The sequence below is a fragment of the Rurimicrobium arvi genome, from assembly GCF_039540495.1.
Taxonomy (GTDB): domain Bacteria; phylum Bacteroidota; class Bacteroidia; order Chitinophagales; family Chitinophagaceae; genus Rurimicrobium; species Rurimicrobium arvi.
In genome coordinates this window covers 1-15,870 of the sequence record NZ_BAABEZ010000024.1, presented here as the reverse complement: position 1 = coordinate 15,870, position 15,870 = coordinate 1, and the positions used below count along the sequence as shown (strand labels likewise).

Genomic DNA, 15,870 nt, shown 5'->3' with positions numbered 1-15,870 from the left:
GATGGGGGATTTCCACTTAACAGGGGATCAGGATTTTTTATAATGCACGATCATCCAGCAGTTACCGATCGATGTCTTCGCTCCGGACGGATCGAGGTGCGCATACCAGGCAGCGTCGTCAAAGGAAGGCAGATAGTTAGACAATGCCATCTCCAGGGTTCCTTTGGGAGCAGAGTTGGTCATCGTACCTGTGGAAGAAGCACTGTCATTTACATTCGCAGAGAACTCCGTGTCCATCCATACCTCAATAGATTCCACATCCCAATCTGCTCCGCTTTCCTGGACCAGGTAAGGTAAACGGCCTTTGACATTGGGCAGTTGCAGCGGCGCGGTATCGGAAGGAGCCAGGGAAAGCCATTGGTACCACTCGTTGGAGAACTCCTGTTTCAGGTTGAAGATGCGGAACATTCCCGCTTTATCATCCGTGGAGGACATCATATCCTGTACATAGGCTTTTGCCTGATCGCCAAGCGCGCCTGCGTCCTGTGCGGTATACCGTATGTGCAGTATCACATCTGAAATCGTCTTGTAGTCGAACTGTGCTACTGCTGCAGGCAGTTCCAGGTTCCACTCGCTGATTGCGCCACAACCTTCAAAAGGCAGGTATCGTTCATCCCGGAAATTCAGTTCAAATAAGCCTCCGTCGTTTTGCGCCGAACTGGTGGCAATGGACTGTATATTGCCATAGATATAGGTAAAGCGGTCGTCTCCTCCCACAGGCGCCTCCTGGTATTCCGCATGCCCTCCCATATTACCGACTTTACGGTAGCGGCTGTTGGTAAGCGACAATTTAGCGCTGATGGTCGTATACGGGCCGGCCACGCAGGGAATGGAAACACTTACCGATTTGATGCGGCGCATATGTTGTCCTGCAAAATCCAGATCGAACAACCATTCCGGAATCGAGAAGTTGCAATTGCCGGTTCCGATCAGCGTCAGTAATGCATCCGGATCCAATGCGGCGAGCGATACATGCTTGGTGATTTCCAGCTGGCGCTTGTTGCGGTCCAGGTAAGCCGCTTCCATACGCTTGATATCGAACGACAGGGATTCCCCCGCGAGCAGGCCTTTCTTCAGGCTGTCCCAGTATCCGTAGCGGATATAGTCAGAAGTATCCAGGTTCAGTTCGTAGCGGAAAGAGCGCTCCGCTTTCTTCGCCGTATCGTATGCAAGCTTATATGCCTGGAAGTAGGTGTAGGATACCTGGCTGATCATCCAGTCGTACAGCTGCTCATTCGTGTACTTATCCTGCATGGCCGTATTCATGTCGCGTGCATTGTTTACCTGCAACTGGTGGTTGCTGTACTCCATTTCCGCAATAGCGATACGCATTTCCGCAGCGGTCATCTGTTTGGTCATCTGATCCACCTCGTTTTTAGCCAGTGTGTACTGGAAATTCCATTCCTGCGCGCGGCGCCGGAAGCCGGCTTTGATTCCGGACATCGAAGAACGGATGTTGTTGCGGGCGATTGAAGTGCCTAATATTGAAGCTCCGGCAGCAATGACATTGGCCAAATGCAAACCTCCGAATTCAAGTTTAGGTAAAGGACCTGAAACCTGAGGAATAGAACCTACAAAAGAAGAAACGCTGTTCAGTGCCCCCTGTGCTATGGTCATCGGCAGTGTATCATTTAAACTATTGATCTGCGTATTTTCCTCTGAATTCCATCCTGCGTCTATCAGGCCTTTGTAATACGTTTGTTTCGCCTGTGCGGCCGTCAGCTGGGCATTCAGCGCATTCCACTGCGCTCTTGATTCGTCTACCTGCGTTTGCTTGATTTCCGTCATCGCGTCCAGCACCTGCAATTCCTGTCCGCTGCGCAGCAATGCAAGCATCTCTGCATCTTTCTTCTCCAGTGCCGACAGCAATTGTCCGCCCAGAGCCTTTACCTCGCCGGCCAGCTCTGTAGCTTTCTGTGTGATCACGTTGAAACGGTAAAAAGGCAGCGGTGCATTCATATCGCTGAGCACCTGTGCAAGCGATAAGCCCGAAGCAGCTGCTTTTACGAGGATCGCAGGATCGATCGGAGGATCGTACAGAGCCAGGGTACGCGTGATGCCATCTATGTTCTGACTGTTGCGTATCTTAAACAACCTGTCGGCCAGTATATCCCAATAGCTCAGCAACTTATCGTTGAAAGGCGTGCAGAACAGGTACATCGATCCTTTCAGATCGAAAGGCACGTTGATAACACGATCCAGCTTCACCGCAGGTGTAAACGGAGAGTAGCCCAAAGACACACTGCTGTAAAAGACTACTTTGAAATAATGACGGCTGGCGCCTGAAGACAGGAGCACGTTCTCTGCATCCACCATTACATTCCCGAATGCATTGAGCTTATCATAGATATCCCGGTAGGTTTGCACTTCGGGTTTGGCACGCGGAGGAATCTGTTCCGGCTTGCGGCCCAATATCTGCAAGGCCAGGATGTACAACAGCGCGGCTTCGTTAATAGCTTCACGCGAATCGGTCCGGAACAGGTTGTCCCCCCAGGCAATCAGATTGTCCAGGTACTTCATCACCGTATTTTTCATGTAGGCAGACAAACGCGTGCGGGCGACCAGGTGGGGCTTGAACGGATTATTCGCCCAGCGTTCCACTGCCGACTCAAGCGCTGCGCTCTTCATTACATAGTCGATCGTTTCGGACGTACCCAGTTTTTCGTTGAACGGTATGAAATTCCAGAAGCGTGCTTTAGAGCCCGATTCGTGCACCACGTTCGGATTGAAAACATATTGATACCAGGTCCGCGCCTCGTCAAACTGCTGGTTCTGACTCAGCTTATTTGCCACGAGCATAGGGATATGGAAAAACAATTCCCAGTTGTACTGGCTATACGCTCCTTCGTTGGAAAAGTCGACTTTATTGTCCGGATAATAAACGCCGCCATGCACCTGGTCGGTAGGATCGTACACGGAATCAAAATTCATGGTGTCTGCGATACCCTCCAGGTATTCGCGGTCCAGTAACCCTTCAAGCCCTTCATTGTATAATTTCTCCAGGAAAGGCTCCACCTGCTGATGTTCGAAATTGTGGAAGCGATAAGCAGCACGGGTGAAAATGCGGGTGGCCGTCATCGGCACCTCATCGCCCCAGGATATGGAGGCTTCAGGGAACACCACATCGTATGCGGCGGTACCGATGCCTTTATCCAGGCCGATTGATGTAGCGGAACCAGGATCCATTTTTACCGGCAATGCACTCGTCCCGAGCAGTGTGAAAGGACCCGCAGACGGAGACATGGCGATTGCCAGATCGTATTGCAGGATCACCTTCTCCACGAAGAAGGTATTCACATGATCCTTGTAAAAGAAATAAGGAACCTGGATGGGGCTGTACTCCGTATATCCGCCGGGCTGATTCCGCGGAAATGTAAGCAGCTTCTCTTTGTACTGATCCTTCAGGGTTATCCTGCTGGAACTGAACTTCAATCTATTTGCCTGCAGACTATCCGAATCATTATAATTTTCAATCGGTGAAACATAAGGCATCGTCATACCGGGACACTGGCGAAGCAGTTCTACAGAACTGTCCGGGTAATGCTTGTATCCGAAATAAGGATCTGCATACGGTACAGGATAAGGGATTAATGTGCGCCTTCCTGATATGTCTGTTGTCACATAATGGTTCACATTTGTGATGGTAAATGCGCGATAGATGTATTGGGTATTTTGCGGCCAATAGCAATGATGGAACAGATCTATCGCCGCGCCTTTGTCTTCCACATGATGCGAATACAGGGAGGCAAGCACCTTAGATACGTCGGGAGACGGGATAACGGACGCACCGTTGAATTTTACCACAAATTGTCCCACTTCCCTCGCACCGGAAGTAGTACCAAAGACGCCGCCCCAGTCTTCGCGATCAATAATCTCCTTTTTGATATCGAATGCGAACGCAGTATTAGATATCTTACGGCTATCCGAAAATGCAGAGAAATCGCCGTCCAGATTCTGGAATCCGATAGTACGCTCAATGATGCGGAAGCGGACGCGTCCGTCGGAATCGATCTCTGAGAAGAAATTAATTCCCTCTTTCCGGATCTTCTCCAGGTCGCCCATGTCGTTCCACATACGATGTTTATACCAGTAGATCGTTTTGTAATCGTCAAAGTGCTGAAAGCTGAGCGGACGTTCTTCAAAAATATACTGGGTGTACAGCGACTCCTTACTCATCTGTTTCGCCTGCCAGTGGCCGTCTTTCAGCTCCGTCCACGCCAGCTGGATCTGCCAGCGGGAGGCAGCCGGGGTTTCAAAAGAACCTTCGGTCTGCTGGGAACTGCCCTGCTGCTGCTGCACATCTTTGTTGAACACAAGCCAGTACAACCTTACGCGGCCTTTCCATACAACCGGTACAAAATGATCGCCATCTGCCTGCACTTCCATCTTGGTCCACGGCGTCCATGCACCCGTAACCCTTTTGCGGTAGTAATACAGATGGGGAATTTCCTTAGTACGCGCAAAGACGTGTAGCGTATCCAGGTTGTCCTGCGGAGTGGAATCCTGGTAGCTCTTGCTGGTTTCGCGGTACATACCGATAATATCCATCTGAGACAGCTGATCCAGTCTTTCAAGGTAGGTCTTGTAAGCCGCTTCCACATTATCCGCGGTAACATCATTCTGCTGCAGGAAGCGCTCCAGTTCCAGGAACAATTCCGTCTTATCGTCCCGCAATTCCGGCTCGATCCAGTTTTCCGGGTAAATAAATATTTTACGGTTGGCTTCCCATACACGGTACAGTTTGCGCCACATCGCCCACTGCCTTGCACCTTCCGGGGTAACAGAATATTTTTCCAGCCCCAGCAGGGTACGGCTCATCCATATCTGTGTGGCATTGATGGCCAGCAGGGTTCTGGTAGTCTGTACGACAGGCATCATTTCCACATCCACCAACAGTGTTTCAAAAATATCGTTGCTGGTCAGCCAGGAGAATGTATAGGGATAAGGTGGAAATGCGAGCAGGCGGGAAACAAGCATATCGCGCCGTTCCACACGCAGCAGGTCGTTTACCGGTGTGATCACATCCAGCCAGGCAGCATCCGTATACGGGGCCTTCACCAGATGAATCACCGCAGCCACATCGTCCTGGTCGGCCGCAGAGAATGTCGCCTGGGCCACCAGGTACAGGCTCAGCATAGGAGCGGGCAACAGATGTTGTATCTCCAGACAGTCGATAATACGCAGGTACGTAAGCGCGCTCTGATATTGTGCAGGTGCAATATTCAATATGCCGTCGTAAGCGGTAGAAGGCGGCGCATCGATGATCAGGCTGTTTACATCGTCCTGTGTCATACGGAATACCGCTGCTATTGCGGGTACAATATCGCCGCTCTGCTGGATGGTACTGAACAGGATATTGATATCCGATCCGGTGAAATCCCGCACATTCGTCCACCAGATCAGGTTGCGCAGCAGCCGGAAGGTTGCAGTGCTGTTTGTACCCGGAACAAAGGTATCGTCCTCGTGCTCCCGCACCGGCAGGTCTTCAATTTTCAGGATATCCGGGAGAACGGGATCGGAACTGCTGCCGACCGTATTATGCCAGAAATAAAGGATTTCCTGCGTACCCAGGCTGAAGCGGTTGGCAAGGATAGCAACTTTCTGCACCAGCACCACCACTTTAAACTGATCGAAGAAATCTGACCAGCGATCCAGGTCGCCGACAGAAAAGACATATGTTTCGTCCAGCAGCAGCGTGAACCCGTCGGCACTGCCCACATGGATCACTTCCTGCAGCAGGATATACACGCTGTCTTCATCCAGACTGAAGGATTTGGACAGATAGCTGACGATAGTGGGTTTCAGTACATGCTCAATGATATATGCCTTATCGTTGTCATAGACATAGTTATAGCGATCCGTAATATCCGCCAGGTAATCGGGACTCGCCGGTGTGGCCAGTACGTTAACGGCATCGGGGAAGATTCCGGCGATGAAGTCTGTTTCCAGGAACGCTTTTTCTTCAGTTGTATAGCTGGATGATCCGGGCTCACGGTTGACGATGCCCATAAGCAAACCGGCGCTGGAAGGATCGATGACCGTTGCCGTAATCAGGGAAAGCTGAGTGGAGGCATCTCCGGCAGTAGCATCAAATGCAGGATACCAGTTGGCGGCAAGATCGCCCCTTAAGGCCTCCATCAGGTTCTGCAACTTATCCGTGTTGTTCAGATCCGCTACGGCATCCGACTGCTGATCACGCAGGATATATTCCATATTGGCGGCCAGCAAGCCGGTGTTCTTACACACCTTTACAAAGCTTACGAAGCGGATCGCGTCATAAGGATTTGCCGTGTACGCACTGCCCGATACGGGACTTAAAATACTGATCGGGTTGGCAGCAGTGTTATTCGCATCCCCACCGGAAAGTGTTCCGAAATAGTTGGATGTGACACACCAGAGTTTATAGAATGTCCAGTCTTCAATTTTAAGCTTCAATGCACGCATCAGCAGCGACTGGCGGTAGATATAGCTGAGGCTGGCCAGTGAAGGCGTGAAAGTATCCCCGGAAGACGCGCCATAGCGGCTGTAGGCATCATCCAGGATTACCTGCAGATCCACCGCCTTAAGCTGTGTCACACCGGACATAAAGCTGCGGAAAGTATCTTTGGGTACTGCGCTGAAGGAAGAGGCGGGAGAAGGCGGGAACGGATTCGGCACGTGCGCATTTGCCAGTGCTTCGTTCCGGAAAATGCGGGTGTACTGATCCGGTATGTCTTTCAGCTCGCAGTCATCTCCGCTCATCTGGTAATCGCGGTAAGGCAATACCTCAACGTTCTGGAACAGGATACAGGCATCGGCCACTTTCATGTTCAGCTGGTCGGCCAGGTATTTCAGCTGAGCGATCCTGATAAAGCCTGACTGATCCAGTACATTGGAAGCCACCGCACGCATTGCGATATCGAGATCGTAATAAGTCCAGCCCAGCAGCCGCGCAAGACGCACAAAGCGATGCAGCCGGTCGAGGAAAGGAGGTATATCCGCAAAATCGTACGGTTCTATCTTCAGCTCAAACAGGTTGCAGGTGGTGATATCAACCGTGCTGCTGTTGCGTAAAATCGCAAACAGGCGCGAATCCGGTGCCGCATTGTTAACGGGATTGATATAGTAACAATCCAGCAACTCCAGTAAATCCGTATAAGTAAGCTGGGTCTGCTGCAGGAAAATATCTATACGATTGGTGATGCCGGCTACCCAGGCACTCTGCGCAAACGTAATGCCCGCACCACGATGTTGCGGATCAGGCACGATATCGCTGTAAGGCGATCCGGCATAAGGTGTGGTTGTCATTCCGTAAAACACCTGCAAGGCGGTATAGTTCGGACTTGAAATAGCAGCTGCCGTGGTAATTACTGCCACCTGCTCATCGGTAGCTTTAAGGTAATTGCGGCAGAAGTCGATCGTAGCCACGGAATTCATCAGATCCAGTGTGCTGAACCGCTGCACCAGCTGATCGTTTCTTACGTCGGCAATATTCAGATGCTCGTCTATCTGGCGCTGGTACACATTGTAAGGGAAACGCCAGGGATATACAGCGGTTTTAAGTCCGGGATAAGGACTATTAATGGTGATGGATCCGGTATAATAGCTGGTGGTGTTCATGTACTCCGGGATAGCGCGCTGGTATTCCGCTGCGGCTTTGGTCTGGCGCACATAGATTGTACCGATGCTTACCAGGTCTTCCATCATTTCATTGACGATATCTATCTGCGGCACGGCTATGTCCGAGTTGTCACAAGTCAGTTCCAGATCCAGCAGGTCTGTACGCCGGTTCAGCAGCTCACCCCAGGAATCGCGTCCTTTCAGCTTCAGAAAATTCAGCGTATCTATAAAATAGGCAGACGGGCTGTAGATGGATTCGCAGTGGCAGCAGGCACAACTGTCCAGGCTTCCGAACAGCGTACGCCAGTCGGCGTAAGGGTCTACGAAGGGATAAACCGGCACCGTATCGCCGATCGGTGCATAATCAGGGTCATGGGCCACCCACGGACGTCCTGAAGACACATCCGGCGCATCCGCATACGATTCATAAAATTTGGCCAGCACCGTTGTGGTCACAGAGTCGGCGGTATCAAAGGCTGCTCCTGCATCACCGGCCGAACCAAATACCGGCTCATAGGTATCCACAAATGCGTCTTTACCTACAGTCGTTATATGATAGGCAGAAGTAAGGCCGTCAGTTGCCAGTGCCGCCATCACATCATATGAAGAACTTACGGTAGCCAGACGCTGCACGGTTGCGATCTCTTCAATAAAATCGCTCACGTTTGTAAGGCCGGTCATCACATAGGGAATATTACCGTCGGCTTTGAGCGCAAGGATAGACAGCGCTTTGATATCGAGATTGGGATTGTTGGTGAGGAATGTATTGATATTGGCTTTCAGCGTAGGGAACGGCGAGCTGCTGTCTGTGGCAATACGCGCAGCAATACTCTGGATCGTATACAGTGCAAGACAATTACCCTCCATACGCGCGGCGTAGAAGTTGATCTTTTCGGTATGGGTATTGCCTTCGATAAAATCGGGGAACAGGAAATTGGACGCATCAGCCGCTTTGCAGGCAGTGATGATATCCTGCCAGTTGCCGTAGGTAAGGCGTCCGAGCAATTGCGGCTGGTATACACCCGGGGTTACCGGTAAAGTCTGCGAGCCGGAGAACGATCCTCCTTCAAGAATATCCAGCAATGCACCCACCAGCGCAGGGTTGTTGCCGCCGATAATGCCGAGTATGGTGGCGGCCTTCAACCCCCCGGCGTAGCTGGCGTACGATGGGTAGGACGTGACAAGGTATTCCCAGAAATTATCGGAGCTTATATCGAAGTTTTCGTAAGAGAAGAAGATGCCCAGGAACTCATTCGTAAGGCTCTGGCTATTCAACACATAGTAATAGATGCGGTAGCTGATTGTAAGTTCCAGCTGTCCGGAATTGCCGGTATTCCAGTTGGTGACAATCGTAGGCTTCAACGCGGCGATGAATGTATCAATATCACCGGAACTGAACACCTGCACGGTATTAGCCACTCCCGCATTCTGAATGGCGGTGACAATAACCGAACGCACGGGAAAAAGAAGCAGCTCGGCTTTTTCCGGCAGGTTGCCTTTGAGCATCGCATAGAACATTTCGGGATTCAGTCCGGACAACTGGTAACTGAGCCGGTGGGCGATCACCATGTACCTGACATCCCTGGGACTTTCCTGCACACTTCTTGCCAGGAAATCGGCTTGTGATTCGTCTGTATCGATGGTGATGTCTTTGATGGGAGTAGCACCGATCTGTGCTTCCAGCTTGGTCTTGATGGAATAGAACTCCGTTTCGATGCTGATATCATTTTCGATAATCACATTGATCTCAAAATCCCTGCCGGACTGGGCCGCGTACAGAATCGGAGAACTGTATTCCTCACCTACCTGCACCTGCACAACAGCCTCCAATGCCCAGTAGACGCCACTGTTGGTCATCTGGCCCACACTGAACGAGACGGAATATTCACCCAGCGAACCGGTGGCGGTGCTGGCCAGCACCACATTACTGCCGAACAATACCTGCCTGATGATAACCGTGTACGATACCGGTATCAGGTTGCCGGTGAAATGCGCCACAGAACCATGTACCGTGATCATATCCTGGTTCGGGAACTGAGATCCCGCCAATGTATTCATCAGTCCCGCAACCGGACCGTTTACCAGCTCGTTGGGTCCCGACTGGAGCGCATACTGGTTTTTGAACAGGTTTACAAATGCAGTGGTTGCATCACCGAAGATGGCCTGCTCCTTTTCGTTGTACAAGGAGGTCACCGGCAACTGTGCAACTGCATTATCCAGCTGAACGGTTTCGAGGAGATACAGCAGAATGTCCTGCAGGTTCTGAACGTCGGGCCCTGTCTGGCCGGTGGTCAATGGCGGTACTATAGGATACATGATTGCGTTGTTTATGTCGTTAAAGAAGAGGTCTTTGTTTTGAAAAGAGACATAAAATTAGCCGGCAATATTGCCGGCTCTTTATCCATTTCGGACACACAACTATCCATTTCGGACACCAGGATCAGAAATTCCCGTTCCGGAGTATGCAATCACGCAGATATGACGGCGTTTGTCCTGTAAGACGTTTTACATATTTGTCGAAAGCCGCTACAGTAGAGAATCCCAGCCTTCCGGATATGGCCGTTACCGATAAGCGGTGATGCCCGAAAAGCCGCATGGCTTTCATGAGCATATGGTGCTTCAGCACTACTTTTGCGGGCACGCCGAATACCGACATGCAAATACGGTGCAGCAAACGCGGGGACGCTTCCATAAGGGTGGCCACATGCTCTACGGTGCAATTGTCCAGACGGAGATCGGTGTTTTCCAGAAAGTGCAGCAGGCGCAACGCATGTGTATGATATGCTCCGTAATAAGCACTGCTCCAGCTGTCCGTATCCAGCTGATCAGACATCACGCGCATCAGCTCATTGCAGCTGTATTCCAGACAGGCGCAATTATCCGGCAATAAAGCGTGCAATACATCTGTGTGGCCCGCTCTTACCGGCAGCGATTTCTGGGGACGGTACTTAATGGTAAACACCTTGTTCCAGTCGTCGGAAGAAAGCACTTTGCCCGGTATATCCAGACAGGCAAAAGTCTGCGAACCGGAAATATGGAGCCGGTAGGCGTGTGCAGGCGGTACGATAAACAGCCGCATGCCTTCGCTCTGCTGCTGTACAAAATCGATTTCGAAATACTGCGGGGAATGGGTGAAAATAAATACACGGATATCCTGCGTGATATGCAGCCCGTGTGTGTATCCCGGAGAGTTGAACAGCGGCAGTTTCAACGCTGCTACAGAATTGTTTCGTAGCGTGAACATAGATTGTATAGACGGTTTTCAGTTGGTGACTCATGCGCACGTTCTATAGCTACAATTGTTTACAATTCTGTCTGCACGCGCATATAAAAATAGGAAACAGATACAAATTGCAGAAAAAAATATTGCTAATTATTAATATTTTATAAAAAAATGGTTATCACTCAGAAATAATAGTCGTTAGTCGACACATTGCCGCCTTTCACAACAGAATGAAACAATTTATAGGTAAGAGAAGCCGGCTTTACTGATAGCGTAATCACCCGGTGCAATGTGCTGAGGACAGGCATAAAGATCCCCGCCTGCCACGGCGGAAGCGATCGGCCGTATGCACGCCGCCGACGGAATGAAACCGAAAACACTACCGGCCCCGGATCTCGGGTCGCCTACCTTTTGGGTGGGCACGCCTACCCTTTTAATAAGGCCCGCCTACCTTTTTGGTAGGCGAGCCTACCCCTTTAATAAGGCGCGCCTACCCCTTCAATCAGGCGGACCTACCTTTTGAATAAGGCGGGCATATCCCAAGAGGTAGGCGAGCGTACCCTTTTAATCAGGCGAGCCTACCCCTTTAATAAGGCGCGCCTACCACTAATAATAGGCGGGCCTACCCTTTGAATAAGGCGGGCCTACCTCTTAAGGTAGGCCCGCGTACCCCTTCAATCAGGTGAGCCTACCCTTTTGATAAGGCGGACCTACCCCTTTAATAAGGTTGGCATATCCCATGAGGTAGGCGAGCCTACCCTTTTAATAAGGCGTGCCTACCCTTAGAGTCAGGCCCGCGTACCTTCCATAATAGGCGCGCCTACCTTGGATAATAGGCGGGCCTACCCCGATAACAGGCGCACGCAACAGGCACATTTCCCCCGCCCCCGACCCTTCCGATAATCGCAGAATTACTGCATCTTTGCGCCAAACTTGCAAATTTCGCAATAAATGCAAACGTGTTCAATCACATATTATATTTGCTGCGACTGAGATTCTGAAACACACACTTTCAGATTAATTATTATTAACTAATACAAGGGTAGCCCCCTGTATATGCTGGTGCGGACGGGAAACCTCCGCCGGATGCCGTTTCGGGATTTCAGTCACAGCTACGTACAGGGGGCTATCTGCGTGCATAACTTTTTTCATGACTGAAGAAAAAGAAAATTTGCCGGGAACCGCCCAGACGCGGTTAGAAGAATTACTGGAGCAATTGCACCAGGTACGCTGCGGCCTGCGCAGCTATTACGAAAGCGAACCGGAGCAGGAGCTTCTGTTCCGGGATTATTTCGATGTGGAGCATTGCCTCAGCGAGGCCACATTCGGTATCGGCAACCTCATCGGTATGAGCGCCGTCTGCCGCGTGTGCAACACCCCATCCTGATCCCGCACAACCAATAGATCTTATCAAAAGGGCCTTCCCTCACGGGAGGCCCTTATTCATTTCCGGAAATTCCACTGTCCGGGAATACAATCGCGCACTATTTCGCTTTCATCTCCGATTCGGTATGGACTGCGCAGCGCCATTCACCGTTTTCCTGTATCCAGGTAGAAGTGCAGGCGCATTGGGATGCCGTGGTTGTACCATCCTTCGTGTATTCGAGCTGAATGACGTAGACCAGCAGACCCGTATTGTCGCCGATCATCTGGTCCTGGGCATTGGAGATCCCGAGCACCTTCATTTGTTTGCCCTCACCGGAGTCGAACATCTTTTTAAACGATTCCTCGTCTACCTGCATTACCCCGTCTTTGCCCGCAACCATGCAGGGGAAGTGTGTGAGGCGTTGCACCGTTTCAAAATCGCGGCTTTCCATAGCCTGCCAGTATTGCTTTTCGAGTTCAAGAATTGCTGATTTCATAGCTGTTGTTTTATCCATTAACGTGTGCTATAAAATTAGCATGCCCGCCGGCGCTGGGCGGGTAAGGTTATCTTAAAACGGAGGGGAGGGCTTTTGTGGTGAGGGGAGAACAACTATGATGAACGGTGCTGCTACGTATTAAGTGGTCAGGACGCGCTCCACGACGAGGTCCGGAGACTTCGCCGACGGAGTAGAAGACTACTACGGAGAACTGATTCGCAGATGTTTAAGAAAATACGAATGTTGGTAATATCCCTATTTAGCATTGTATATAAGCTTTACATTATTGCTTATCTGCTGAAGCAATTCTTCATTCCTAGAACGTACTCGTTGTTTATAGGAATGTATTTTATTGCTTAGCGGTATAATCTTTGTTCGATCATTATTATCTAGCCAAGTCCGCATAATCATGTTATTCAGATCGAAAAATTCTTCCATTACTTTGCAGAATGGTGTATAAGTCTCTTGATCGAAATAAATTTTTATTTCAAGAACCGCTTTTTGCAATTCTCCCAACGTGGGCAAAATAATTTCATCCAACTCTTTGGGAGTATATTTTCCGTTCATAATGTCATAATGACTAAGTTCCAAATACACTCTATCAGCCTTTGCGTAATTCATTAAAAAATTGGATATTGATTGTATTCTATGTTGTTGGAATAGAGTGTAATTAATTTCCAACTTTTTAGATTTAAGATCTAATACTCTTTTTACAAAATACCCAACACCAAGGAGTACCAATGTAATTTGACTCCAATAAAGTCCTATAAAGTTTAGTGTACTGTTCATACTACGACCTCGACAATTTAAACATAGGCATTAACGTACCACTTTACAGTAAGTCGATGAATTATCTATTCTGTTTTTTTACTCTTAGCTGCTTCTTGATTTAATTTAATTTCCTCTTCATCCATGAATTTATCAAACATCCATTTTCTTATCTCTCCGTTTGTCCTAACGTTTGCACTCCAAGATTTTGAAGAAATTTGGATTACAAGGGTTTCTTTACCACCTATTATTTGATAAATCGCTTCCCTTAGTGTTGTGGTGTTATACTCTCCATCCCTATCTACTAAAATCCAGGATTTAAAATAATGAGCCCAAAAGAACTTCTTTGTTTTAAGAAACTCTGATATTTTGAGTGTATCATCACTATCATCACCTGCTATTGCCAATAAAAATCTCTTAGTTGCCATCGATTGATTCTGTTGTTTGCGGTTCACCAATAGTATTTTGGGGAAGTGAAAAAGTTTCCCTTAGTCCTATATCGTCATTACCTATAAATCCTTTTTCAATTCTCAGTTTATCTGTAATAAATTTTTCGCTTCGGATAAGATCTGGATTTGTTTTAAGGCAATAACCATAGCAAATAAGAAAAAATATTGAAACTAACAGACAAAGGATGTATAGGCTTACAGGTACCCAAATTGGTATTTTAGGATTCCAAAACATTGACGTGGCAACTATTAGTAGAATGGATATAAACCATGTTAGTGGTTTTAATACAGTACTCTTATGTCCAGAGTTAGTATAATTTTGAAGTAGTTCTTGAAATCCCACTTTTATTCGTTTGAACAAATGTATTATATTTTCTATAGTTTCTAAATTAAAAAGGAGCCTAATTGGCTCCTTTATTTATCTTCTTTAGGCTTTGGCACTTTCATTATTCCGCCTAATATTTTGTCGACTCGGTGGGTCCCCAGCTCACCGTAGTGTTCCAACGACAACGCTCGGCGAAGTCTCACGACTTCGTCGCAGCGGCCCCGGTCTCCTGACCGGAATACAACGAATATATTAATTTCGGGTCAGCAACAAACATTCAGATGAGCACAGGCTACCAGATTAATGACCAGAAAGCTGTTTACTTTCTCACCTTCACTATTGTCGATTGGGTCGATTTATTTACACGTAAAATTTATCGGGATGTACTGATCGACAGCTTCAACTTTTGCTGTCACGAAAAGCAATTGTTGATTTTTGGCTACGTAATCATGAGCAATCATGTGCATGTAATTGCAAAAGCAGACGGCGGTATTACATTGTCGGATATCATCCGTGATTTCAAAAAGTACACGGCAAAGAAAATACTTGAACTCATTATCCGGGAGCCGGAAAGCAGGAGAGAATGGCTCCTCCACAGATTTGCCTATAATGCCGCTCAACATCTGCGAAACAGCCGGTATCAAGTATGGACTCACGAAAATCACGCTGTAGAAATACACTCCCGTAAATTCTTCGATCAGCGACTTAATTATCTGCACCAAAATCCGGTACGTGCCGGATATGTATCCTTTCCTGAAGATTACGTGTATAGCAGTGCTTTTGAATTTGCAAAACGTGGTGACAAAATCAAATTGAGTGACTGGTAAGAATAATTCGTGTCTCGGCCACTCGTCCAAATCGGTCAGGAGACCGAACGCCACCACGACATAGTCCGGAGACTATGCCGAGCAGCGGGGCTTTTTGGTGGCTCTCCCTGCTGGACTTGAACCAGCGACCCTCTGATTAATCCCGCACATGCGGGACTTTAACCAACTGAGCTAAAAACCTTACAACAAAAAAAGCCTCACATCTCTGTAAGGCTTCTTGGCGGCTCTCCCTGCTGGACTTGAACCAGCGACCCTCTGATTAATCCCGCACATGCGGGACTCTGACCAACTGAGCTAAAAACCTTACAACAAAAAAAAGCCTCACATTTCTGTAAGGCTTCTTGGCTGCTCTCCCTGCTGGACTTGAACCAGCGACCCTCTGATTAATCCCGCACATGCGGGACTCTGACCAACTGAGCTAAAAACCTTACAACAAAAAAAAGCCTCACATTTCTGTAAGGCTTTTGGCTGCTCTCCCTGCTGGACTTGAACCAGCGACCCTCTGATTAATCCCGCACATGCGGGACTCTAACCAACTGAGCTAAAAACCTTACAACAAAAAAAAGCCTCACATTTCTGTAAGGCTTTTGGCTGCTCTCCCTGCTGGACTTGAACCAGCGACCCTCTGATTAATCCCGCACATGCGGGACTCTCACCAACTGAGCTAAAAACCTTACAACAAAAAAAAGCCTTACATTTCTGTAAGGCTTCTTGGCGGCTCTCCCTGCTGGACTTGAACCAGCGACCCTCTGATTAATCCCGCACATGCGGGACTCTAACCAACTGAGCTAAAAACCTTACAACAAAAAAAAGCCTC

7 protein-coding genes and 2 tRNA genes are annotated in these 15,870 nt (G+C 48.8%); 2 read left to right on the top strand and 7 right to left on the bottom strand.

Annotated elements, in window-relative coordinates; genetic code table 11:
• Positions 1 to 27: 27 nt before the first annotated feature.
• The gene (locus tag ABD846_RS12545) at positions 28 to 9,915 is read right to left on the bottom strand and encodes a Tc toxin subunit A-related protein (RefSeq protein WP_344827560.1); all 9,888 of its coding nucleotides are present in this window, start codon (positions 9,913 to 9,915) and stop codon (positions 28 to 30) included.
• A 124-nt stretch (positions 9,916 to 10,039) separates the two neighbouring features.
• Complete coding sequence (locus ABD846_RS12540; protein ID WP_344827557.1) at positions 10,040 to 10,843, bottom strand: helix-turn-helix domain-containing protein; 804 nt, start codon at positions 10,841 to 10,843, stop codon at positions 10,040 to 10,042.
• 1,129 nt (positions 10,844 to 11,972) lie between these two features.
• On the opposite strand from ABD846_RS12540, the gene ABD846_RS12535 reads away from it, so the two are divergent.
• Complete coding sequence (locus ABD846_RS12535; RefSeq protein ID WP_344827555.1) at positions 11,973 to 12,209, top strand: hypothetical protein; 237 nt, start codon at positions 11,973 to 11,975, stop codon at positions 12,207 to 12,209.
• A gap of 97 nt (positions 12,210 to 12,306) precedes the next feature.
• Here ABD846_RS12535 and ABD846_RS12530 read toward each other — a convergent pair whose 3' ends face one another.
• The 3 genes from ABD846_RS12530 to ABD846_RS12520 all read right to left on the bottom strand — a co-directional run bounded on the left by ABD846_RS12530 (position 12,307) and on the right by ABD846_RS12520 (position 13,880).
• Positions 12,307 to 12,684, bottom strand: a complete 378-nt coding sequence (locus ABD846_RS12530; protein WP_344827552.1) for a nuclear transport factor 2 family protein — start codon at positions 12,682 to 12,684, stop codon at positions 12,307 to 12,309.
• A 255-nt stretch (positions 12,685 to 12,939) separates the two neighbouring features.
• Positions 12,940 to 13,473 carry a hypothetical protein gene (locus ABD846_RS12525; RefSeq protein WP_344827549.1) on the bottom strand — a complete coding sequence of 178 codons (534 nt, stop codon included), beginning with the start codon at positions 13,471 to 13,473 and terminating at the stop codon, positions 12,940 to 12,942.
• A gap of 65 nt (positions 13,474 to 13,538) precedes the next feature.
• On the bottom strand, positions 13,539 to 13,880 hold the full coding sequence (locus ABD846_RS12520) for a hypothetical protein (RefSeq protein ID WP_344827547.1): 342 nt from the start codon (positions 13,878 to 13,880) through the stop codon (positions 13,539 to 13,541).
• 627 nt (positions 13,881 to 14,507) lie between these two features.
• Here ABD846_RS12520 and ABD846_RS12515 point away from each other — a divergent pair.
• Positions 14,508 to 15,053: an REP-associated tyrosine transposase gene (locus tag ABD846_RS12515; RefSeq protein WP_344827544.1), complete on the top strand. Its 546-nt coding sequence runs from the start codon at positions 14,508 to 14,510 to the stop codon at positions 15,051 to 15,053.
• A 218-nt stretch (positions 15,054 to 15,271) separates the two neighbouring features.
• Here the strand turns inward: ABD846_RS12515 and ABD846_RS12510 are convergent.
• Positions 15,272 to 15,352, bottom strand: a tRNA-OTHER gene (locus ABD846_RS12510).
• Positions 15,353 to 15,765: 413 nt separating this feature from the next.
• Positions 15,766 to 15,846: transfer RNA gene (locus ABD846_RS12505), tRNA-OTHER, on the bottom strand.
• Between the last annotated feature and the right edge of the window lie 24 nt (positions 15,847 to 15,870).

What these genes read in the sequence shown, in the direction of transcription:
- ABD846_RS12545 (WP_344827560.1), bottom strand. Translation starts at nt 9,915, where the DNA reads ATGTATCCTATAGTACCGCCATTGACCACCGGCCAGACAGGGCCCGAC.
- ABD846_RS12540 (WP_344827557.1), bottom strand. Translation starts at nt 10,843, where the DNA reads ATGTTCACGCTACGAAACAATTCTGTAGCAGCGTTGAAACTGCCGCTG.
- ABD846_RS12535 (WP_344827555.1), top strand. Translation starts at nt 11,973, where the DNA reads ATGACTGAAGAAAAAGAAAATTTGCCGGGAACCGCCCAGACGCGGTTA.
- ABD846_RS12530 (WP_344827552.1), bottom strand. Translation starts at nt 12,684, where the DNA reads ATGAAATCAGCAATTCTTGAACTCGAAAAGCAATACTGGCAGGCTATG.
- ABD846_RS12525 (WP_344827549.1), bottom strand. Translation starts at nt 13,473, where the DNA reads ATGAACAGTACACTAAACTTTATAGGACTTTATTGGAGTCAAATTACA.
- ABD846_RS12520 (WP_344827547.1), bottom strand. Translation starts at nt 13,880, where the DNA reads ATGGCAACTAAGAGATTTTTATTGGCAATAGCAGGTGATGATAGTGAT.
- ABD846_RS12515 (WP_344827544.1), top strand. Translation starts at nt 14,508, where the DNA reads ATGAGCACAGGCTACCAGATTAATGACCAGAAAGCTGTTTACTTTCTC.